Genomic DNA, 21,615 nt, shown 5'->3' on the forward strand with positions numbered 1-21,615 from the left:
CCCTGACGCGGGAGACGGTGTTTGGTCAAACGGTTCGGGGTTTCGCGTTGGGGGAGGAGCGGCGGCGCCCGTTGCCCTCGCCGTCCTCTCTCAGAGATCCCGCCGTACCAGATACTCCAGAAGCGACCGCAGCTCGTCCACGGGCCGTGCCTCCAGGGGCACGTCGGCGAGAGCCGACTCCACCGCGGCGAGGTGAGCCCGTGCCTCGGCCAGCGCCTCCGTCCGGCCGCCCAGCGCCTCGATCAGTGCCGCCGCATCCCCGACCTCCCCGCCGGCATCCAGAAGGGCGGCGAGCCGGCGGGATGCGGGGGCGCCGGAGTCGAGTGCGGCCAGGACCGGGAACGTCTTCTTCCGTTCGCGCAGATCGCCGTGGACGGGCTTCCCGGTGACCGTGGGGTCGCCCCACAGGCCCAGGACGTCGTCGACGACCTGGAAGGCGATCCCGAGGTGCCGTCCCGCACGGTCGAGGGCGTCGACCACCGAAGGAGCAGCGCCGCCGAGCAGGGCGCCGAGCGCGGCGGCGCCCCCGAGCAGGGCGCCCGTCTTGTGCTCGGCCATCGCCCGGTACTCCTCCGGACGCACCCGCCCGGGTCCCGTCCAGGGGCGCGTGGCGAACAGCAGGTCGTCCGCCTGCCCGCGCACCAGGTCGCCCAGCGCCACCGACAGCAGCCGCACACCCTGCGGCCCGCCCGGTGCCGCGGCGAGAACCTCGACGGCCAGCGCGAACAGCGCGTCACCCGCGAGGACGGCGGGCCCGGTGCCGTACGCCTTCCAGACGGTGGGGCGGCTCCGCCGCGCCGCGTCGCCGTCCATGATGTCGTCGTGCAGGAGGGAGAAGGTGTGCACCAACTCCACCGCGACGGCCGCCGGGACCCCGGCTCGTCCGTCCGCGCCCGCCGCCTCGGCGCCGAGCACGGCCAGCGCCTGGCGCACGCCCTTCCCGCCGGACCCGACGGCCGGCGCGCCGCCCACCTCGCACCAGCCGAAGGAGTAGGCGGCCATCTCACCCACCCAGGGATGCATCCGCCCTACGGCCTCCACCAGCGCGGGCCGCACCAGCTCGCGGCAGCGGTCCAGGACTTGGTGAGCCTCGGCCGGTGCCCGCAGGGCCTCGGGGAGCGCCGTCACCGTACGGCCTCCGCCTCGACGCCGAACTCCTCCTGCGCACGCGCCACCATCTCCCGAGCGTGCCGCAGCCCGATACGCTCCAGCTCACATGCCAGATCGGCGAGTTCGGTCGCCGTCTCGGCGCGGTCGCGGCCCAGCCGGGCCAGGGACTTGGCCAGCCCCAGTCGCGCCAGTGCCTCCCCGCGTGGCTCGCTCATCGCGCGGAACTCCGTGCGCGCCTGCTCGTACAGGTCACGCGCCTCGGCGCAACGCCCCGCCCGGTACAGGACGTTGCCGCGCATCTTGTGGTTGTAGGCCAGCGCGCTGGACAGCTTCATCGCCCGGCACGTCGCCTCCGCCTCGGACAGCAGCCCCAGCGCCCGCTCGACGTCCCCGTCCCGCACGGACACGATGTCGGCGAGCCCGCGCAGCGCCCAGGCGTGCCCGCGCCGGTCGTCGGCGCGCGCGGCTATCCCGGCCGCCTCCTCGAACAAGTCGTACGCGGTGTCGTACTCACCCGTGTTGCGGTGGATCTGCGCGATGCCCTCCAGCGCCCACACCGTGTGCCGCGCCTCGCCGCGCCGCCGGGCCTCCGCCAGCAGCTGCTCGTGCAACCTGCGGACGGCCTCGTAGTCGCCCTGGATGCGGCCGGTCTCGGCGAGTCCCGCCAGCGAGTAGCCGCGTACGACGACGTCTTTGCCCAGTTCGCCGAGTTCGGCCGCGAGCCCGAGCAGCCGCCGGGCCAGTGGGAAGGCGCCGCGCTGCCGGGCCAGGGTCCCGCCGCTCCACAGCGCCCACGCCATCGCGGCTGTGTCCCCGGCCGCGCGGGCCGCGCGGTAGCTCGCCTTCCACGCCCGGTCGGCGTCCGCGACCTGCCCCAGCCGGCGGTGTGCCTCGGCCACCGCGAGCCCGGACCGTGCCACTTCCCCGTGCTGCCCGGCCCGCTCGGCCGCTCTCAACTCCCTTGTGCCGACGGCCAGTACGTCCGGCAGTGAGGAATTCACGGAGAGGGTGGTCAGGGCGCCCTGGTATTCCGGGGCGAAAGCCTTTCCGTACATGGATCCCTTTCGGTTGTGTGTATACACCCCGTCTATACGTTCTATGTATACATGGTGTGTATAGAGCGTCGAAAAATGGGCCCCGGCCCAGAGGGCCAGGGCATCACCTGCTGGAGATCAAGACGTCGTCGGCGTCGGAGAGGTTGCTCCTGGGGCGCGGATCACTCCGTGGGGCGCGGACAACTCCATGCGGCTCAGTGCTGCTGGGCCTTCTGCGGCGTCGCCTCGCTCGGCCGAACGACCACGTACCCGTCGCCCTGCAGCATCAGCTGCACGGCCTCCCCGCTGCCGCCGCGCAGCATCGATCCGATGGACTGCGAACGGTGCAGCGAGGTCTGCAGACCGGCCGTCCAGCCGACCACCGCATCCGTGTCCACGTACACCGGGAACTGCGCCGAGACCGGGATGACCAGCGGATTGCCCTCGCACACCAGACCCAGCCTGCCCTGCCCCGTGAAGACACTGTTGAACAGGCCGCCGCCGGCGATGCCCGCGCCCTTCACCGTCGAGATCCGGTACGACAACGAGGCGTCGAAACACAGGACGTTGCGGCCGTTGACGGTGAACTCGTCGCCGGGGTCGACCTCGACGATGAAACAGTTCTGCGCCTCGTGCGCGAACCAGGCCTCGCCCTGCCCGCGCACCGCCATCAGCGGCAGCCCCTCCCCGGTGACCGCGCGCTTGAGCATGCCGCCCACGCCCTGGCCCTTGCGCTCGAACTGGAGGTTGCCGCGGTAGGCGACCATCGCACCCTGGCGGGCGAGCATCTCGCCGTTGACCGCGTATTTGACGCACTTGGCGTTCTCGATCGTCATGCCGGGCGCGGCGGCCGGCTGGACCATGTGCTCGCTGGAGAAAAGGGAACCCTTCATGCGGGCATCCTGTCCCGGAAGATTCCGTTCCGCCAAGATCGCGGGGAGGTTCGGTTCCCGGTGGTCAGGCGCCGAACAGCTGGGTCCAGTACATGCCTGCAGGGCCGCCGCCCGCGAAACCGATCCCGATGTGCGTGAAGTCGGGCTTGAGGATGTTGGCGCGATGGCCGGGACTGTTCATCCAGCCGTCCACGACCTCGGCGGGGGAGCGCTGGCCACAGGCTATGTTCTCGCCGATCGAGCGCTGTCGCGCACCCGCGGCGGCGGCCCGGTCCCAGGGGCGGCTTCCTTCCGGTGACGTGTGCGAGTAGAAGGCGCGGGCCACCATGTCCACGCTGTGCGCCTGTGCCGCGGTGGTGAGGAGGGGGTCGGTGGCCAGGGGCGGCAGACCGGCCCGTGCGCGCTCCCGGTTGGTGAGGTCGACGACCTGCGCCGCCGTGCTCGCCAGGCCGCCCGCAGTGAGCGGCCTGGCCCAGAGCGCGGCCCAGTACACGTCCCCCGACCGGCCGTCGCCGACGTACGCCAGGCCGGCATGCACGAAGTCCGGGTCGCACAGGGTGCGGCCGGGCTGCTCCTCGCTCAGGCAGTACTGGACGAACTCGGCGGGCGTGCGCGGACCGGAGACCAGGTGCTCGCCGATGGTGAGATACGTGTATCCGGCGGCCGTGACGCGCTGGTGGACGGAGACGCCGTCCTGGCTCTCCACACCGAGGCGGCCTGCCCTGGCCATGGCGCCGGCGTGGGCGCGGGCCGCCGATGCCAGGCGGGCGTCGAAGGCGACAGGCGGGGAACCGGACGCGGCACGGGCGGAGTTGACCAGACCGAGGCAGCCGTCCGGATCGGTGGAGTTCGGGGCGGCGGGCGCGCCCGGGGCGGGGGAGTGGGAGCGGGGGGCCGCCGGTGACGAGAACGTCGGCAGGGTTCCGGTGCGCGGTGACGGCGGGGCAACGGCTCGGGATGGCGAGGTCGGCGGCGACGCCGGTGTCGGGGCCGTGGCCCGGCTCCCGGGTGCCTGTCGCGTCGCAGACCTGGGCCGGTGCCGGTGTGCCGTCGCCGCCCCGGCCCCGTCGTCGAGGACGTCCACGCCGAAGTCCCGCGCAAGCCCGGCGAGCCCGTCGGCGTAGCCCTGCCCCAGCGCCCGCAGCTTCCAGCCGCCGCCCCGCCGGTAGATCTCCGCGAGCAGCAGGACGGTCTCCTGCCCCGGGCGTGGCGGGGCGAAGCGGGCGAGGGGGCGGCCGCCCGGAGCCGAGACATGGAGCGTGGGTGCGGGCAGGCGGCCCAGGGGAGTGCCGGGCTCGGCCGGGCTGACGACCACCGTGACCCTGGTGGCTCCCGGGCGCAGCCTCGGCGGGTCGACGGTGAGAGTGCCGCCGTCGAGTCGGGCGCCCGGGGCGGATGCCTGGTTGTAGAACACGAAGTCGCCGTCGCCGCGGACCCTGCCCCCGTCGTCCGTGATCAGCGCGGACACATCGAAGGGGCCGGGCACCCGGACGGTCACGGCGCCGTCCGGCAGGGGCATGTTGCCCCCGGGCACCAACTCGCTCATCCCCGCCGCCCTGGTGTCGTCGCTCACGCCTCGAAGACTCCACCGGAGAACGTCCACCGGAGCGGCCGGGTTCCCGCCGGCTCAGTCCCGGGCGATCCCGGGAGCGATGTCCTCGTAGCGCTCGACGGGCGGTGCGGCGCGCAGTGCCTTCGACTGCTTCCCGCAGAAGGCGGACTCCAGCGTGCCCACCATCGTGTTGAGCACGGAGACGTTGTTGGACGTGGTGGCCACGGCCGTGAAGCTGCGCCGGCCGTCCTTCGTGGCGAACGCGTACGTGTAGTAGCCCTGGACGGAGCCCGTGTGCCCGTACACCGAGATCCCGCAGGACAGGTCGCGGCGCCGCAGCCCCAGCCCGTACGCCTGGTTGGTGCCGGCCGGCACCATGCGCTCCATCTGCCGCAGCTGCGCGGGCGACGTCAGCCGGCCGCCGAGCAGGGCGGAGAGGAAGGTGTTCAGATCCCGTGTGGTGGAGATGACCGCGCCCGCGCTCTGGGCCCACGACATCGTCTGCTCGGTGGCGTCGACCAGGGGCGCGCCCTTCTCGTCCGGCGTGAGATAGCCGCTGGCGTGGCGGCCGGGGATCCGGGCGCCGGGGTGGACGTAGAAGGTGTCGCGCAGTTTCAGCGGCTTGAAGATGCGGTTCTCGTACTCCGTCCGTACGGAGTGGCCGGTCAGCTTCTCGATGAGCATGCCGGCGACGATGAAGTTGGTGTTGGAGTACGAGTACGCGGCGCCCGGCGCGCTGGTGCGGGGGTGCCACAGCGAGCGCTTCACGAGCTCGCGGTAGGTGAAGACCTTGTTGCGGACCTCCTGGAAGCCGGGGACCGTCTTCGCGAACATGGTGTTCGTGTAGTCGTACAGGCCGCTCCGCTGGCCCAGAATCTCGCGCACCGTGATCGTGCGGTCCGGCAGCAGTCCCGGCAGATACCGGTCGACCGGGGCGTCGAGCCTCAGCGTGCCCTCGTCCGCCAGTTGCAGCAGCACCACGGTCGTGAAGGTCTTGGTGACGCTGCCGATACGGAACCGGTCGGCGTTGCTGATCGACCGTCTGCTCTTGTGGTCGGCCACGCCCATGGCGGCCCTTTCGACGGTGCCGCGGTCGTCGATCCGGGCGATCGCGCCGGGTGCGCCCTGTTTCAGCGCCGTGACGAGGCGGCCCTGAAGGGTGGTCAGGTCGGGCTTCGGCAGCGGCACGGCGGGAGTGGCGTGCGAGGGGACCGCGAGCAGGGAGAGCACGACCGTTCCCAGGACCGTGCCCTTGGATGCGAGATGGGTCACATTCACGTGAGGCAACTTTCTTCCGTGTCGTCACATCTCCACAGTCGACGCACAGTTGGTCACCCACTGATCACTGAGCGATGTGGATTTGCAAAGTATTGCCATATATCGCACGGAAAGCGATATTTTAGTCTTTACATGGACATGACTCGTCCGAAAGGGTTTCTTACCGGGGCCCGACCAGCCCCCATGGCGCTCAACGAAGCCATGCGTCAAGGCGGTTGGTGATCCCGGCCGCCTTGCAAGGAAGGAACCCTCATCAGTGCGTAGACCGCACATACGCAGCGTGGCGGTCGCCGTCGCTGTGACGACGGCCGCCACGGGCCTGGCCGGCACCGCCTTCGGCACCACCACGGGGACGGGTCACACCGCTGCCACCGCCGGCACCTCGGCCGCGTCCGTGGTGTCCGCCGCCCGCGCCGCCGCCTTCGCCCACTCCTCCGCGACCGGCGTCTCCCAGGGTGACGAACTGCAGGCCGAGGACGTCATGATCGACCCGGAGGGTGCCCGGCACGTCCGGTTCACCCGGGCGCATCAGGGCATGCAGGTGCTCGGCGGCGACCTCGTCGTCCACCTGACCAGGCAGCTGACCTACGCGGGTGTCACACGGGCCGCCGGACACACGGTCAAGCCCGCCGCCACCTCCGCCAAGGTGTCGGCCGCCGAGGCCCAGCAGAAGGCGGCCTCGGCCGCCAAGGGCGACGCCGGTACCGCCGAACTCGTCGTGGACGCCCGTGACGGCGCCTCGGCCCTCGCCTACCAGGTGCCGGTCAGCGACAGCGGCACCACCGAGGGCGGCGGCTCCCGGACGGTCGTCATCGACGCCGTCACCGGCAAGGTGCGCAGCAACACGCCCGACAGCGACGAGTTCCTCTCGCCCGCGCTGCTCGACACCCTGCGCGAGCGCGGCGAGAAGCTCGACCCCGCCACGGGCGCCGGTGCGCAGACGGCCGGACTCGCGGCCGCGTCGGCCTCGTCCGCGGCCGGTGCCACCCGCTATCCGTCGACGGCCCACGGCACCGGCAAGTCCCTCTTCGTCGGCACGGTCCCGCTGACCACCACCCGCACGGCCCGCACCACCTACCTCCTCAAGGACCCGACCCGCTGGGGCACCGAGACCCGGGACGCCAAGGGCCAGGAGCTGGAGAACTTCGCGCGCGGCAAGAAGATCACCACCACCAACGACGTCTTCGGCAACGGCAAGGTCACCAGCCGCAACACCGCCGCCGCCGACGCCCAGTACGGCGTCACCGAGACCCTGGACTTCTACAAGAAGACCTTCGGCCGCAAGGGCATCGAGAACAACGGCAAGGGCGCCCGCGCCATGGTCCACTTCGGCAACAAGGTGGCCAACGCGTTCTGGGACTCGACCTGTGACTGCATGCTCTACGGTGACGGTGACGGCGACACGTTCAAGAAGCCGCTGGTCGCCCTGGACGTCTCCGGCCACGAGCTGACCCACGGCGTCGTGGACGCCACCGCCAAGCTGGAGCCCACCCGCGTCGACGCGGAGGGCAACCAGTACGGCGAGCCGGGCGCGCTGAACGAGTCACTCGCCGACGTCTTCGGCTCCAACGTCGAGTTCTTCGCGAACAACGCGTCGGACAAGCCGGACTACCTCATCGGCGAGAAGATGGGCCTGGCCCAGAAGTTCCTGCGCCGCCTGGACCACCCGTCCCTGGACCGGCTCGAGGGCACCATCGACTACTGGTCGCCCGAGGCGTACGACGCCGAGGTGCACGCCGGCTCCGGCGTCTCCTCGCACGCGTACTACCTGCTCGCCGAGGGCAGCGGCCAGAAGACGATCGGCGGCGTGAAGTACGACTCGCCGACCTATGACGGCTCGACGGTCAAGGGCATCGGCCGGGCCAAGGCCACGGCCATCTTCTACCGGGCCCTGACCCGCTACATGGTCTCCACGACCGACTTCCACGACGCGCGCGACGCGACGCTGAAGGCGGCCAAGGACCTCTACGGGGCGAACAGCACGGAGTACAAGACGGTGGACCAGGCCTGGGCCGCCGTCAACGTCACCCCGGCCAACACTCCGGCCGCGCACCGCTGACCGCGGAGCGATGACACCGGTCCGGGCGCCCCTGTCAGGTGGGGCGCCCGGATCAGGTCCACTCCGCTCGACCTCCCTCCGGCACCGACCCGGCACCGACATCGCCGGATGAGCTGCCAACAGTGGATCCACGCCGGTCATTTGAAGGTCACCGGAACCTCACAGTCAACCTTCAGACGATTCCTGTTTCTTTCATTGACAGCGGAAAATAAGAGCCATAGGTTCCCGGCCATGCGCTCGACCTCCCGCACCGAGACGTTCCCGGCCCACACGCCGGCCGCCTCGCAGATTTTCACCACCGTCCTGTCCCACGGCCCCCTGACCCGCCTGGAGGCGGCCCGGCGGGCCGGGCTGTCCGCGGCCGCCGTCACCAAGGCCGTCCGTCCGCTGCTGGCGGACGGATACCTGGTGGAGGCCGCCGACGAGGGGGCCCGCCCGGCCCTGGGGCGCCCCGCGAGCCTGGTGCGTGTGGACGGCGGACGCGCTCTGTTCATCGGTGTCAAGGTGACCGGCGGGGAACTCATCGGTGTGCTGACCGACCTGTGCTGCCGTATCCGCCTCGCCCGGCGTGTCCCGCTGACGGACAGGGCGACCAGGGCCGTGCTGGCCTCCACGGCGGAACTGGCGCACGAACTGCTCGTCGAGGCCGAGGACTTCGGCGCCCCGGTCCTTGGCCTCGGCGTCGCCGTCTCCGGCGAGGTCGACCGCGCCGAAGGGGCCGTCCGCTACTCGCCCTTCCTCGACTGGCGGGACGTTCCGCTCGCCGAACTCGCCGCCACGACCACGGGGTTGCCCGTCACCGTCGAGAACGACGTCCGCGCGCTGACCGTCGCCGAGCAGTGGTTCGGCGCCGGCGCGGGCCTCTCCGACTTCGCCGTGGTGACCGTCGGCGCCGGCATCGGCTGCGGGCTCGTGGTGAACGGCCGGGTCGTCGCCGGAGCGCACGGCGTGGCCGGCGAGATCGGCCATGTCACCGTCGACCCGGCCGGCCCGCCCTGCCACTGCGGCAACCGCGGCTGCGTGGAGGCGATCGCCGGGGAGGCGGCGATCGTCAGCCGGATCCGCGAGGCCACGGGCATCCCGGTCGCCGACGCCACCGAGGCCGTACGGCTCGCGCACCAGGGCGTCGCCGGAGTACGGGAGGTGTACGCCAGGGCGGGCGAGGCCATCGGCCGGGGCATCGCCACCGTCGCCAACCTCCTCGGCCCCGAACGCGTGATCATCTCCGGCGAGGGGCTAGCCGCCTACGACCTGTTCGCCGAACAGATCCGCGACGCCTTCACCGCGGCCGCCTTCGGCTCCGCCGCCCGGTGCGACGTACAGACCCGCCCGCTGCCCTTCGAGGAGTGGGCCCGCGGGGCAGCCGCCACCGCCATCCAGTCCTTCATCTCCTCGGATCACCCGCACCTGAGCCGCTGAACCGACACCCCCTGGAGGTACGACCCATGCGGTCACCCTCGTACGCCGTCATGCCCGCACGCACCCTGAGAACCGTGATGGTCCTGGCCCTCGCCGCAGGTGCCGTCACCCTCGAGCCCGCGGCCCACGCGGACACCGCCGACGCGTCTGTCGCCGCGGCCAAGCCCTATATGGGCTGGTCGAGTTGGAGCATGCAGTCGTCCAAGTACCCCGGCCTCAACCCGGACGGCGACTACAGCTATCTCACCGAGGCCAACGTCGACAAGCAGACCGACGCCCTGGCCGCCAAGCTGAAGAAGTACGGCTACGACTACGTCAACATCGACGCCGGCTGGTGGCGCGACAACACCTGGAAGCCCGAGTACGACCGGTACGGCCGACAGCAGGCCGACCCGAAGCGCTTCCCCAGCGGTATGAAGGCCGTGGCCGACCGCATCCACGCCAAGGGCCTCAAGGCCGGCATCTACCTCCCCGCAGGGCTGGAGAAGGAGGCCTACGGCGAGGGGAAGACGCCGATCTGGAACGCCGGCGGCTGCACCACGGCCGACATCGTCTACGGCGACCTTCGCACCACCAACGGCTGGGACAGCTCCTACAAACTCGACTTCTCCCGCCCCTGCACCCAGAAGTACATAGACTCCCAGGCCCGGTTGATCGCGGGCTGGGGCTACGACTTCCTCAAGCTCGACGGCGTCGGACCCGGCTCCGGAAAGAGCGGTGACCAATACGACAACGTTGCCGATGTCGCCGCCTGGCACCAGGCGATCGCCGCCACCGGGCGTCCCGTCCACCTGGAACTCTCCTGGTCGCTCGACATCGGACACGCCGCCGACTGGCAGAAGTACTCCCAGGGCTGGCGCATCGACACCGACGTCGAGTGCTACTGCAACACCCTCGTCAGCTGGGAGAACTCCGTCGACGACCGCTGGGACGACGCCCCCGGCTGGACCCGCCACGCCGGCCCCGGCGGCTGGAACGACCTCGACTCCCTCGATGTCGGCAACGGCGCCATGGACGGCCTGACCAAGGCCGAGCGGCAGAGCTACGCCACCCTGTGGGCCATCGCCAAGTCGCCCCTCTTCACCGGCGACGACCTCACCCGCCTCGACTCATACGGCGTCTCCCTGCTGACCAACAAGGAGGTCATCGCGCTCAACCAGGGCGACACCCCGCCCGCGCGCCCGATCACCCCCTCCGACCCGCAGCAGGTATGGGCTGCGAAGAACCCCGACGGCACCTACACCGTCGCCCTGTTCAACCTCGCCGACAGCCCCGCCACCGTCTCCGCCTCCTGGGCCTTGCTCGGCTTCACCGGCAAGGCCGCCGTGCGCGACCTGTGGAACCACGAGAACCTCGGCACCTACATGGACAAGGTCGCCCAGGCGCTGCCCGCCCACGGCTCCCGACTGTTCACCGTCACCCCGCACGGCAGCCCGCTCACCACCACCGGCTACGAGGCCGAGTCGCCGTCGAACACCCTTGCCGGAAACGCCTCCGTCGCCGACTGCTCCGCCTGCTCGGGCGGCCACAAGGTCGGCAACCTCTACCTCGGCGGAAAACTCAGCTTCCAGGACGTCGTCGTCGACAAGGCCGGCACCTACCAGGTGAAGATCGCCTACGTCAGCGGCGACGCCCGTTCGGTCGCCATCTCCGCCGACGGGGGCGGCGCCACCAGTCACAGGTTCCCGTCCACCGGCGACTGGGGAACGGCCGAAACGGTCAGCGTGCCGTTGACCCTCAAGTCGGGCTCCAACACGATCACCTTCGACAGCGGCAACAGCTACGCGCCGGACATCGACCGGATCGACGTACCGAAGTCGTCCTGAACGACCCACCAGGAGCCGCCATGACCACCGACCCGTCCCACCTGCTGCACAGACGCAATCTCATCGCCCTCGCCGCGACCACGGGAGCGGCCCTGGCCGCCCTCCCTGCCTTCACCGCCTCGGCGGCGCCGCAAAGACCCGTCGACCCGGCCTCGTACGACGGCGGTTCATCCGACACGCTGTGGTGGCAGGCCCCGGCCGACGGCAACTCCATGATCGAACAGGGGCTCCCCGTCGGCAACGGCCGCCTCGGCGCCCTCGTGGGCAACGACCCCGGCCGTGAACTCCTCCTTCTCACCGACGCCACCCTGTGGACCGGATGTCTCAACGACGAACTGGACGCGGACGGCCAATTCCCCTACGGACGTGATGACTTCGGCTCCTTCACGCTGCTCGGGCGGCTCGCGGTCGACATCCCCGACCACGATCTCGGCGCCGTCTCCGGCTACCGCCGCACCCTCGATCTCGCCACAGGCGTGGTGACCACGTCGTACGTCCGCTCACGCGTGACCTACGAGCGGCGGATCTTCGCCAGCCGCCCCGACGACGTGATCGTCCTCCACTTCACCCAGAGCGGAGGCGGCCGCTACACCGGGACCGTCACGCTGGAGGGCACGCACGGCGAGGGCGCCTCGGTGGCCTTCGGTGCCGCGTTCCCCAACGGGCTGAAGTACGGAGCCGCCGTCACCGCCCACGGCGGCGGTGGCCGCGTCACGGTCAGCGGCTCGCAGATCGCCTTCGCCGGCTGCAAGGACCTCACCGTGATGGTGAGCGGCGGCACCAACTACGCGCCGGACGCGGCCAAGGGCTATCGCGACCCCTCCCTCGACCCCGAGCGGCTGGCGCGCACCAAGGTCCGCAACGCGGCCGCCCACTCGGCCGACACCCTGCTGCGGCACGCATGTCGCCGACCATCGCGCGCTGTTCGAGACGTTCGACCTCTCGCTCGGCACGTCCTCCGCCGAGCAGCGCTCCCTGGACACCTGGGAGCGGATCAAGGCCCGGACCGGGAGCGGCGACCCCGACCCCGAACTCGAAGCCGCGTACGTGCAGTTCGGCCGTTACCTGATGATCTCCGGGTCGCGCGGCAGCCTGCCGATGGGCCTCCAGGGGCTGTGGCTCGACGGCAACGACCCGGCCTGGATGGGCGACTACCACACCGACATCAACATCCAGATGAACTACTGGATGGCCGACCGGGCCGGGCTTTCCGCCTGCTTCGACGCGTTCACCGACTACTGCGTCGCCCAGCTCCCGTCGTGGACCGACCTGACCCGCCGCCTGTTCAACGACTCGCGCAACCGCTACCGCAACTCCAGTGGCAGGAATGCCGGCTGGACGGTCGCCATCTCCACGAACCCCTACGGTGGAGGCGGCTGGTGGTGGCACCCCGCGGGCAACGCCTGGCTGTGCAACACACTCTGGGACCACTACGAGTTCACACGTTCGCGGTCCCATCTGGAGAAGATCTACCCTCTCCTCAAAGGCGCCTGCGAGTTCTGGGAGGCACGACTGCTCACCACCACCCTCCCGGGCACCTCACGCGAGGTCCTGATCGCCGACAGCGACTGGTCGCCGGAGCAGGGGCCGCTCGATGCCAAGGGGATCACCTACGCGCAGGAACTGGTGTGGGCGCTGTTCGGCCACTACTGCACTGCGGCGGCCGAACTCAAGTGCGACAATGCATACGCGGCTGCCGTTTCCGGTCTCCGCAAACGGCTGTATCTCCCGCAGGTGAGCCCGAAGACCGGCTGGCTGGAGGAGTGGATGTCACCCGACAACCTCGGCGAAACCACCCACCGGCACCTGTCGCCCCTGATCGGCCTCTTCCCCGGTGACCGCATCCGACCCGACGGCTCGACCCCGGCCGGCATCGTGGCCGGCGCCACCGCGCTGCTCACCGCGCGCGGTATGAACAGCTTCGGTTGGGCCAACGCCTGGCGCAGCCTGTGCTGGGCCCGCCTCAAGAACGCCGAGAACGCCTACCGGCTGATCGTCAACAACCTCCGCCCCTCGACCGACGGCAGCAACGGCACCGCCGCCAACCTCTTCGACATCTACGAACTGGGACAGGGCTACGGCGTCTTCCAGATCGACGCCAACTTCGGCACACCGGCCGCCGTGATCGAGATGCTCCTCTACTCCCGCCCGGGCCACCTGGAGCTGCTGCCCGCGCTCCCCGGCGCCTGGGCGAAGGCGGGCTCGGTGAAGGGCGTAGGGGCCCGCGGAGGCTTCGTCGTCGACCTGCGCTGGCAGGACGGGAAGCCGACCGAGGCACGCATCCGCAGCGTGGGCGGCCGCACCACGACAGTGGCTTACGGCGGCACGTCACGGTCCGTGAGCCTCGAACCCGGCGGCTCCGTCACGCTGAAGGACTTCGACCGGTGACGGCCCGTCTCGCCCGCGCCGGACGACTCGGCGCCCTCCTGCTGCTGGCCGGTGCCTTCCAGGCCACGCCGGTGCACGCGTCCGCCGACCAGCCCCGGTTCACCGTGGTGGGGGCGCCCACGGGCCGCGGTGAGGTCGTCACCTGGGGGGCGAGCGCCGCCCGCATGGGCGACTCGGCCGCCGACCGGGGCTACCGGCTCGTCGTCCACACCAGCGCGGCCGGAAGCGACCCGCAGATCCGGCTTTCCAACGCCTTCGGGGACCGGCCGGTCACCTTCGACAGCGTCTACGCCGGTCTGCGGCAGGAGGGCGCCGCACTGGTCCCCGGGAGCAATCACCGGCTGACCTTCGGCGGCGCCCGCTCCGTGACCGTGCCCGCAGGTGCCGCCGCCCTCAGCGACCCGCTGCCCGTCAGACTCCCCGCCGCGAGCGACCTCGTGGTCAGCATCCACTCACCGGACGCGGCCGGACCCGCCACAGGTCACTGGATGGCCCTGCAGACCTCCTACACGACCGAGGGCGACCACACCGCCGAGGAGGGCGCCGCGCACTGGACGCAGACGACCGGCTCCTGGTTCTACCTGGACGCCGTCTCCGTACGCCCGCCCGCCGGCACCGCGGCGGTCGTGGCCCTGGGCGACTCCATCACCGACGGCTGGCAGTCCACCACCGGCCTCGACCGCCGCTGGCCCGACTACCTCGCCCGCCGGCTGCGGTCCGCGGGCCTCCATGTCAAAGGCGTGGCGAACGAGGGGATCTCCGGCAACCAGGTCCTCGCGGACGGCGGCGGTCAGAGCGCCCTGAAGCGACTGCAGCGCGACGTCCTGTCCCAGCCGGGCGTCCGCACCGTCTTCCTCTTCGAGGGCGTCAACGACCTCAAGGCCCATACCGGAGTCACCGCCCAGGACCTGATCGCCGGCTACCGCGAGATCGTCGAGCGGGTGCATGCGGCCGGGAAGTGCGTCGTCGGCGCGACCGTCGCCCCGTTCAAGGGCTGGCCGGAATGGGACCCGGCCGGCGAGAAGGTGCGCGGGGAAGTGAACCGGTTCATCCGCGGCAGCGGCGAGTTCGACGCCGTCACCGACTTCGACCGCATCCTGCGCAGCCCCTACGACCCCGAGCGCGTCCTTCCCGTCTTCGACGGCGGCGACCATCTGCACCCCAACGACAAGGGCATGCAGGCCATGGCCGACGCCGTCGACCTGAAGAGCCTCGACTGCGCGGCGCGGCACCCCGGCGGCTGAGGTCCGGTCCCTGCCGTTTGGATCACCTCGGCGTCGCGGGGTCTGGCACGCACTCCCCACTGCCTCAGAGGTACGGAGGGAGCCTGGCCGCGTTGCCGTCACGCGCCGCCCCTCATTGCCGCCCGCCGCGGTAGCGGCTGGTCCAAAACGACGGGGCCTAGCCCGATGCCGTCGGTTCCGGTGCGATCAGCCCCTTCCGGTAGGCGATCGCCACCGCCTCGGTCCGGCTCGAAGCACCCAGTTTGGCAAGGATGTTGGAGACGTGCACGCTTGCCGTCTTGCCGGAGATGAACAGTTCCTCGCCGATCTGCCGGTTGCTGCGGCCGTGGGAGAGCAGCCGCAGCACGTCCTGCTCGCGGGCGGTCAGCGGCGAGGGGCGCTCCTCGTCCGACAGTGCGGGGGCGAGGCGGCCGCGGCGTATGAGGTCGTCGATCCGCTCCAGCAGGGGCGCCGCGCCGAGCCGCTCGGCCACCGCTCTCGCCTCGCGGGCCTGCACGGCCGCTTCCGCACGCCGCTCGGCCGCCAACAGGGCCTCGGCGAACCGCACCTGGCAGCGGACCCGTTCGTACACGTCACCGAAGCCGAACGCGGTCACCGCCTTCTCCCAGGCTGCCGCGTCCGGCCCGGACACCGCACGCGCCCACTCCGCCTCGGCCCGGGCCAGCCAGGCCAGCCCCTCGGGCCCCTGCGGGGTGCCGTCCTCGCCGTGCAGGGCCGTCTGCCGGGCGAGCTCGACCAGTTCGTCCGCGGTGTCCTTCCACCGGTGCCAATCGCCGCCGGACGAGCGCAGTTCCACGGCCGCGTCGGCGACCGCCGTCAGGGCGAGCGCAGCGAACCGGACCGAGGCGTAGGGGCGGTGGCCCGCCTCGTCGGTCAGCGCGGCAACCATGGTCTGGGCCCGCTCCACCGCCGCCTCCGGCTCGCCGCGCAGCACGGCGGCCTCGGTCAGCGCGATACCCGCGACCAGTGTGGCCATCCAGTCGAAGGGGCCCTCCAGCAGCACCTCGGCCCGCTCGACGGCGCCCATGTCGCCACGGGCCAGCGCCACATACAGGGCGGGACCCATCGCATACCCGCCCGCCGAGGGCAGTACGGCAGCGTCCGCCGCCGCGGCCGGCACGCACTCGTCCCAGCGGCCCAGCGTGTACAGCACCAGCAGATGCAGATAGCGCATCTCCAGCGGATACGGCGACGACAGCAGCCCGGCCCGGCGGGCGCGGTCCAGGCCCTCGGTCACCCACGGCAGACAGGCCTCGAGGTCACCCGACTCGAAGCAGCTGACGGCCAGGTTGAACAGGGCGCGCATCTCCACCGGCGCGTTCCCCGCCCGCCGGGCCAGCTCCCGGGCCTCCTCAAGGCGCTCCCGGCCCTCGGTGGTGCGCCGGCCGCCGCCCTCCAGGATCGCCAGCGAGATGAGCAGATCGGCCTGCGCGTCCGCGACCCGCAGCTGCTCGGCCACGCCGAGGGCCTGGCGGGCGACCCGCAGCGCGGTGTCATTCTCCCCGATGTGGCGGGCCGCCATGACATGCGTGGCCGCGGCCCACACCCAGGTCCGGGTCGGCGGCTCGGCCGGGATCATGGCGAGCGCCTCGCTGCTGTAGGCGAACGCGGCCGTCAGACTGTCGACGCTCATCAGATTGCCGGCCAGCGTGTACCGGACCCGGGCGGCGAGTTCGGAGTCCGTGTCCTGGCCGATGCCGGCGAGCGCGGCCCGGGTGAGGGACACCGCCCGGTGCGACTCACCGGCGTGCGCGGCCGCCGCCGAGGCGCGCAGCGTGAGCGTCACCCGGTCGACGCCGTCGCCCGAGGGCCGGGCCGCGGGGTCCACCGACTCCCACAGGTCGAGGGCGGTCTCCAGATGCCGCAGCTCCTCGGCGGGAGCGCCCACGCGGTCGGCGTGGCCGGCCGCCTCCAGGGAGGCGGCGAGCGCCTCGGCCAGATCATGGCTCTCGCGGTAGTGGTGGGCGCGCTCCGCGGCGCTCTCGGCCGGGTTCCCGCGCCCCGCGAGCAGCCGGGCGAACGCGCCGTGCAGCCGGGCCCGTTCGCCGGGCAGCAGATCCGCGTACACCGCCTCCCGGGCCAGGGCGTGCCGGAACGCGTAGGTGCCGGCGTCACCGGCAACCAGGAGCTGGCGGCCGACGGCCTCGCGCAGCGCCGCCTCCAGTTCGTCCTCCGGGAGCCCGACCGCCTCGCGCAGCAGTCCGTGCTCCACACGCTGCCCGGCGACGGCGGCCGTGCGCAGCACCTGCTGGGCGGTGTCGGACAGCTGCTCGATGCGGATGAGGAGGACGTCGGCCAGGCCGCTGGGCACGCCGCCCGCCTCCGTGTCGGTGGCCGCGAGCAGCTCCTCCGCGTAGAAGGCGTTGCCCTCGGCGCGCTCGACGATCCCGCGGACCATGGCCTCCGGCAGCGGACGGTCCTGCAATGCGCGCACCAGCCGGGTCACCTCGGAATCCGCCATGGGGCGCAACTCCAGCCGCTCCACGGCGGGCAGCCGCACCAGCTCGGCCAGGAGCGGGCGCAGCGGGTGGCGGCGGTGCAGGTCGTCCGCCCGGTAGGAGGCGAACACCGCCAGCCGGTGCCTGGGCGCACCCCCGGCCGGCCGCTGCAGGATGCCGCGGCTGAGCAGGAACCGAAGCAGGTCCCGGGAGGACTGGTCGGCCCAGTGCAGGTCCTCCAGGACCAGCAGCAGCGGAGCGATCTGCGACAGGTCGGCCAGCAGCCCCGCCATGCCCTCGAACAGCCGCAGCCGCCCTCCGCCACTGTCCGAACGCGCGAGGGGATCGTCCCGTACCGCACCCGCACCCAGCAGCCGGTCCACCACCGGATGCCCGGCCAGCGCGTCCGCGAACCGCTCGTCTGCCGCCAGCACCCCCAGCACCTCGGTGAACGGCAGATACGGCAGCCCGACGTCACCGAGGTCGACGCAGTGTCCGGTGAGGACCGTCATCCCGGCGCGGGCGGCCCGCCCCGCCACCTCGTCCAGCACCCGCGTCTTGCCCACCCCGGCGTCCCCGGCGAGCAGCATGGCCCGGGCCTCCCCGCCGCGGGCACGCTCCAGTATTCCGGCGAGCCGGGCGATCTCCTCGTCCCGGCCGATGAGCGGTGTGGTGAACATGGTCTGCGGCACGGATCCATCCTGGCACGCGCCACTGACAACGAGGTTTCGAACAGGCGAGGTCAGGGCCAGCGCCCCGAAGGGGCGCGGGGAACTGCGCGACCAGCCACGACGTACCCGCAGGCGACGGACGGCCATCGCGGCCCCACCCAGCGGAGCGCCTAGCGCAGCGTCTCCGCCCAGTTCGCCGGCACCCGCCCCGCCGGCCCCGGGACCGGCTGGTCCGCGGGGTGGCTCACCGGGGGAGCGAGGTCGGGCCCGGACTCGTACAGCTCATTGGTGTCGAAGTCCCAGAACCATGCCTCGCCCGGCTCGAAACTGCGGATCACCGGGTGGCCGGTGTCCCGGTAGTGGGCGCTGGCGTGCTTGGCGGGCGAGTCGTCGCAACAGCCGATGTGCCCGCACTGCGCGCAGCGCCGCAGATGGAACCACCAGCCACCGGCCGCGTCGCACTCGACGCACCCGCTGCCGCTCGGCGGGACAGCGGGGTCGATTCCGTCGGCACTGGTCATGCGGGCTCCTCCGGTGTGTCGTCGTCCGTCGCGGTCAGGGGCAGCAGGACCTGGAAGCGGGTGTCCCCCGGTTCGGACTCCACCTGGAGGGTGCCGTGATGCTTGTTGACGACGATCCGCCAGGAGATGTCCAGCCCCAGCCCGGTGCCCTCGCCCACCGGCTTGGTGGTGAAGAACGGGTCGAAGATACGGCCGCGGATCTCCTGCGGCACGCCGGGCCCGGTGTCCCGGAACTCCACCAGCAGCCGGTCGTGGTCGAGAGCCGTCCGCACCGTCAACGTGCCTTCCCCACCGGTGCTGTTGATGGCGTGGACCGCGTTGTCGATCAGGTTGGTCCACACCTGGTTGAGCTCCGCGGGGTAGGCCGGGACCTTCGGAAGGGTGCGGTCGTAGTCCTTGACGACCTCGATCCGCGAGCCGATCTTGCCCGAGAGCATCAGCAGCGTGCTGTCGAGGAGTTCGTGGACGTCGGCGTTCTGGTACGGGGCCCGGTCGAGCTGCGAGTACTGCTTGGCCGCGTCGACCAGGTGCGAGATGCGCGTCGTGGAGTCGTCGATCTCGTCCATCAACAGCTCGGTCTCGACGGTGTAGTTGAGCCAGCCGATCGCCCCGGGCAGGATCTCCGGGTCCACGTCCGCCGCGACCTGGTCGAGCCAGTCGAGGTCCAGACCGGCCTGCACGAACGTGGGCGCGAGCCGCCAGCCGTCCGGGATGCCGTGGTCGTCGAGCCAGTCCGTGAGGGCGTCCTCCCGGTCCGCGGCCTCCAGAGGGCTCAGCGTCGGCGCCTTGGCGACCAGTTCGGCGGTGCGCTCCTGGACCTCGATGAGGTTCGCAAGGGCCTCGCGCGGATACGGCCCCGCGGAGATGACGCCCAGTTTGTGCCGCATCTTCGCGACCCGCTCGCGCAGCGTCGCGGTGGCGCGCACGGCCGCCGCCGCCGGGTTGTTGAGCTCGTGAGTGAGCCCCGCGGACAACGAGCCCAGCGCCAGCAGGCGCTCCCGCTGCCCGATGGCCCGCTGTGTGCTCTTCGAACCGAAGAACAGCCCCTCCAGCAGATGCACCGCCATCGGGAACCACTCCTGCATGATGGCCGCGAACGTGTCGGCCGGCAGCACGAAGAACCGGGTCTGCTCCGTGACGCGCATCGAGTTGTTGTAGACCTGCCGCACCCGGTCACCGATGTACGCCTGCATGGCCCCCGAGTACACCCCGGGCTGCGAGGTGCGGGTCACCTCGACGTCGTCACCACCGACCCGGCGGGACAGCACGACCGTGCCCTCGATCATCACGAAGAAGCAGGTGGCGGGCTCGCCCTCGGTGTACACGGGACCCGCCTCGAACCGCTCCACCCGCCCCTCGCTGCACAGCCGCCCCAACTGCTGAGGGGTGAGCTTCTCGAACAGGAACAGCGAACCGATCTCCTGCGGGCCGCAGGGCATCACCTGCCCGCTCACGACTGCTCCAGATACCGGTGGACGAGCATCACGGCCATGGCTCCCTCTCCGACGGCGGACGCGACCCGTTTCGCGGACTCGGCGCGGGCGTCGCCCGCCACGAACACGCCGGGAATGTTGGTCTCCAGGTGGTACGGCGGCCGGTCCAGCTCCCAGTCCGCCGGCGGCCGCCCGTCCGGGGTCAGGTCGGGCCCGGCCAGGATGAACCCGTGCCCGTCGCGCAGCACCGTGCCGTCGAGCCAGTCGGTCAGCGGGGCCGCGCCGATGAACACGAACATCCACTGCGCGTCGACGAGTTCGGTCTCACCGGTGTCCACGTCGCGCAGGGTGAGCTGCTCCAGGTGGTCGCCGCCATGGGCGGTCTCGACGACGGTACGCGCGCGTACCGAGATGTTCGGCGCCTCGTTGATCTGCTGGATCAGGTAGTACGACATCGATGCGGACAGATCCGCCCCGCGCACCAGCAGCGTGACCGACTTGGCGCCCCGGGACAGATACATCGCCGCCTGCCCGGCCGAGTTGGCGCCGCCGACGATGTACACGTCGTGGCCGTGGCAGGAGGCCGCCTCGGTCAGCGCCGAGCCGTAGAACACCCCGCAGCCCGTCAGGTCGTTGCAGCCCGGTGCGTCCAGCTGCCGGTACGACACGCCGGTCGCCAGGATCACACTGTGCGCGGCGACCGCCGAACCGTCGGAGAACCGCACGGTCCGCGCGGCCCCGTTGACCTCCAGCCCCGTCACCTGACGTGCGGTGAGGATCTCGGCGCCGAACTTCGCCGCCTGCCGCCGCGCCCGGTCGGTCAGCTGCGCCCCGGACACGCCGTCGGGGAAGCCCAGGTAGTTCTCGATGCGCGAGCTCTGCCCCGCCTGCCCGCCGGTCGCCGACCGCTCCACGAGCACCGTCCGCAGCCCCTCCGACGCGCCGTACACCGCGGCCCCGAGCCCGGCGGGCCCGCCGCCGATGACGACGAGGTCGTAGAAGTCCGCCGCCGGCGTGGTCGCCAGCCCCACCCGCGCGGCCAGCTCGGGCGCCTCCGGTTCGACCAGGGGCGTACCGTCCGGGGTGACCACCAGCGGCAGCCGTTGCCCGTCCTGCCCGGCCGCCGCCAGCAGCCGCTTCCCCTCGGGCTCGTCCGCCGAGTACCAGCGGTACGGCACTTGGTTGCGGGCCAGGAACTCCCGTACGTCCGAGGAACGCGCCGACCAGCGGTGCCCCACCACCTTGGTGCTGGGCACCGGCCGGAAGTCGCTGCAGCGCCACGCCTCCAGCAGATCGTCCAGGACGGGGTACAGCTTCTCCTCGGGCGGGTCCCAGGGCTTGAGCAGATAGTGGTCCAGGTCGACGACGTTGATCGCGTCGATGGCCGCGCCGGTGTCCGCGTACGCGGTCAGCAGTACCCGCCGGGCGCCCGGATACACATCCAGGGCCTGCTCCAGGAACTCGATGCCGTTCATCTGCGGCATGCGGTAGTCGGCCAGGATCACGGCCACCAGGTCGCCGCGCAGCTTCAGCTCCCGCAACGCCTCCAGCGCGGACTCGCCGGACTCCGCCCGCACGATCCGGTACGACTCGCCGTAGCGCCGCCGCAGATCACGGGCGACGGCCCGGGAGACTCCCGGATCGTCGTCCACGGTCATGATGACGGTCCGCGCTGCGTCGGACGCCTGTGCCATACGTCTCCCACCCCGAGTGGCCGGACTGACGGCCGGCGAGCCCTGTCGCAAGGGC

At 71.6% G+C, this 21,615-nt stretch carries 13 protein-coding genes and 1 pseudogene; 5 read left to right on the plus strand and 9 right to left on the minus strand.

Going from position 1 to position 21,615, the window contains the following annotated elements:
- Positions 1-90: 90 nt before the first annotated feature.
- The 5 genes from LJ657_RS29980 to LJ657_RS30000 all read right to left on the minus strand — a co-directional run bounded on the left by LJ657_RS29980 (position 91) and on the right by LJ657_RS30000 (position 5,876).
- Positions 91-1,128 (minus strand): polyprenyl synthetase family protein, encoded by a 1,038-nt coding sequence (locus LJ657_RS29980; protein ID WP_232651966.1) that lies wholly within the window; start codon positions 1,126-1,128, stop codon positions 91-93.
- On the minus strand, positions 1,125-2,165 hold the full coding sequence (locus tag LJ657_RS29985) for a tetratricopeptide repeat protein (protein ID WP_232651967.1): 1,041 nt from the start codon (positions 2,163-2,165) through the stop codon (positions 1,125-1,127). Before LJ657_RS29985 ends, LJ657_RS29980 begins: the two co-directional genes overlap by 4 nt.
- A gap of 194 nt (positions 2,166-2,359) precedes the next feature.
- Positions 2,360-3,037: an AIM24 family protein gene (locus tag LJ657_RS29990; RefSeq protein WP_232651968.1), complete on the minus strand. Its 678-nt coding sequence runs from the start codon at positions 3,035-3,037 to the stop codon at positions 2,360-2,362.
- Between the two features lie 64 nt (positions 3,038-3,101).
- On the minus strand, positions 3,102-4,583 hold the full coding sequence (locus LJ657_RS29995) for a CAP domain-containing protein (RefSeq protein WP_232652009.1): 1,482 nt from the start codon (positions 4,581-4,583) through the stop codon (positions 3,102-3,104).
- A gap of 81 nt (positions 4,584-4,664) precedes the next feature.
- Positions 4,665-5,876 (minus strand): serine hydrolase domain-containing protein, encoded by a 1,212-nt coding sequence (locus LJ657_RS30000; protein WP_232651969.1) that lies wholly within the window; start codon positions 5,874-5,876, stop codon positions 4,665-4,667.
- A 247-nt stretch (positions 5,877-6,123) separates the two neighbouring features.
- Here LJ657_RS30000 and LJ657_RS30005 point away from each other — a divergent pair, with 247 nt between their 5' ends.
- The 5 genes and pseudogenes from LJ657_RS30005 to LJ657_RS30025 all read left to right on the plus strand — a co-directional run bounded on the left by LJ657_RS30005 (position 6,124) and on the right by LJ657_RS30025 (position 14,803).
- On the plus strand, positions 6,124-7,926 hold the full coding sequence (locus LJ657_RS30005) for a M4 family metallopeptidase (protein ID WP_232651970.1): 1,803 nt from the start codon (positions 6,124-6,126) through the stop codon (positions 7,924-7,926).
- Between the two features lie 231 nt (positions 7,927-8,157).
- On the plus strand, positions 8,158-9,345 hold the full coding sequence (locus tag LJ657_RS30010; RefSeq protein ID WP_232651971.1) for an ROK family transcriptional regulator: 1,188 nt from the start codon (positions 8,158-8,160) through the stop codon (positions 9,343-9,345).
- Between the two features lie 26 nt (positions 9,346-9,371).
- Positions 9,372-11,171 (plus strand): alpha-galactosidase D, encoded by a 1,800-nt coding sequence (locus LJ657_RS30015; protein ID WP_232651972.1) that lies wholly within the window; start codon positions 9,372-9,374, stop codon positions 11,169-11,171.
- Between the two features lie 20 nt (positions 11,172-11,191).
- Positions 11,192-13,559: pseudogene (locus LJ657_RS30020) on the plus strand (glycosyl hydrolase family 95 catalytic domain-containing protein).
- Positions 13,556-14,803, plus strand: coding sequence for an SGNH/GDSL hydrolase family protein (locus tag LJ657_RS30025; RefSeq protein WP_232651973.1), 1,248 nt, complete (start codon positions 13,556-13,558; stop codon positions 14,801-14,803). Before LJ657_RS30020 ends, LJ657_RS30025 begins: the two are co-directional and overlap by 4 nt.
- Positions 14,804-14,960: 157 nt before the next feature.
- Here LJ657_RS30025 and LJ657_RS30030 read toward each other — a convergent pair whose 3' ends face one another.
- The 4 genes from LJ657_RS30030 to LJ657_RS30045 form a co-directional block, all read right to left on the minus strand.
- On the minus strand, positions 14,961-17,921 hold the full coding sequence (locus LJ657_RS30030) for a helix-turn-helix transcriptional regulator (RefSeq protein WP_269787103.1): 2,961 nt from the start codon (positions 17,919-17,921) through the stop codon (positions 14,961-14,963).
- Positions 17,922-18,082: 161 nt separating this feature from the next.
- The gene (locus LJ657_RS30035) at positions 18,083-18,433 is read right to left on the minus strand and encodes a UBP-type zinc finger domain-containing protein (RefSeq protein WP_232651975.1); all 351 of its coding nucleotides are present in this window, start codon (positions 18,431-18,433) and stop codon (positions 18,083-18,085) included.
- Positions 18,430-19,887, minus strand: a complete 1,458-nt coding sequence (locus tag LJ657_RS30040) for an ATP-binding protein (RefSeq protein WP_232651976.1) — start codon at positions 19,885-19,887, stop codon at positions 18,430-18,432. Before LJ657_RS30040 ends, LJ657_RS30035 begins: the two co-directional genes overlap by 4 nt.
- Positions 19,884-21,560, minus strand: coding sequence for an NAD(P)/FAD-dependent oxidoreductase (locus tag LJ657_RS30045; RefSeq protein WP_232651977.1), 1,677 nt, complete (start codon positions 21,558-21,560; stop codon positions 19,884-19,886). Before LJ657_RS30045 ends, LJ657_RS30040 begins: the two co-directional genes overlap by 4 nt.
- Positions 21,561-21,615 lie beyond the last annotated feature (55 nt).

The sequence above is a fragment of the Streptomyces guryensis genome (assembly GCF_021261325.1).
Taxonomy (GTDB): domain Bacteria; phylum Actinomycetota; class Actinomycetes; order Streptomycetales; family Streptomycetaceae; genus Streptomyces; species Streptomyces guryensis.

Excerpts from the sequence above, each read along its gene's own strand:
- LJ657_RS30015 (WP_232651972.1), top strand. The coding sequence starts at position 9,372 with ATGCGGTCACCCTCGTACGCCGTCATGCCCGCACGCACCCTGAGAACC.
- LJ657_RS30045 (WP_232651977.1), bottom strand. The coding sequence starts at position 21,560 with ATGGCACAGGCGTCCGACGCAGCGCGGACCGTCATCATGACCGTGGAC.
- LJ657_RS29995 (WP_232652009.1), bottom strand. The coding sequence starts at position 4,583 with ATGAGCGAGTTGGTGCCCGGGGGCAACATGCCCCTGCCGGACGGCGCC.
- LJ657_RS29990 (WP_232651968.1), bottom strand. The coding sequence starts at position 3,037 with ATGAAGGGTTCCCTTTTCTCCAGCGAGCACATGGTCCAGCCGGCCGCC.
- LJ657_RS29985 (WP_232651967.1), bottom strand. The coding sequence starts at position 2,165 with ATGTACGGAAAGGCTTTCGCCCCGGAATACCAGGGCGCCCTGACCACC.
- LJ657_RS30035 (WP_232651975.1), bottom strand. The coding sequence starts at position 18,433 with ATGACCAGTGCCGACGGAATCGACCCCGCTGTCCCGCCGAGCGGCAGC.
- LJ657_RS30010 (WP_232651971.1), top strand. The coding sequence starts at position 8,158 with ATGCGCTCGACCTCCCGCACCGAGACGTTCCCGGCCCACACGCCGGCC.
- LJ657_RS30030 (WP_269787103.1), bottom strand. The coding sequence starts at position 17,921 with ATGTTCACCACACCGCTCATCGGCCGGGACGAGGAGATCGCCCGGCTC.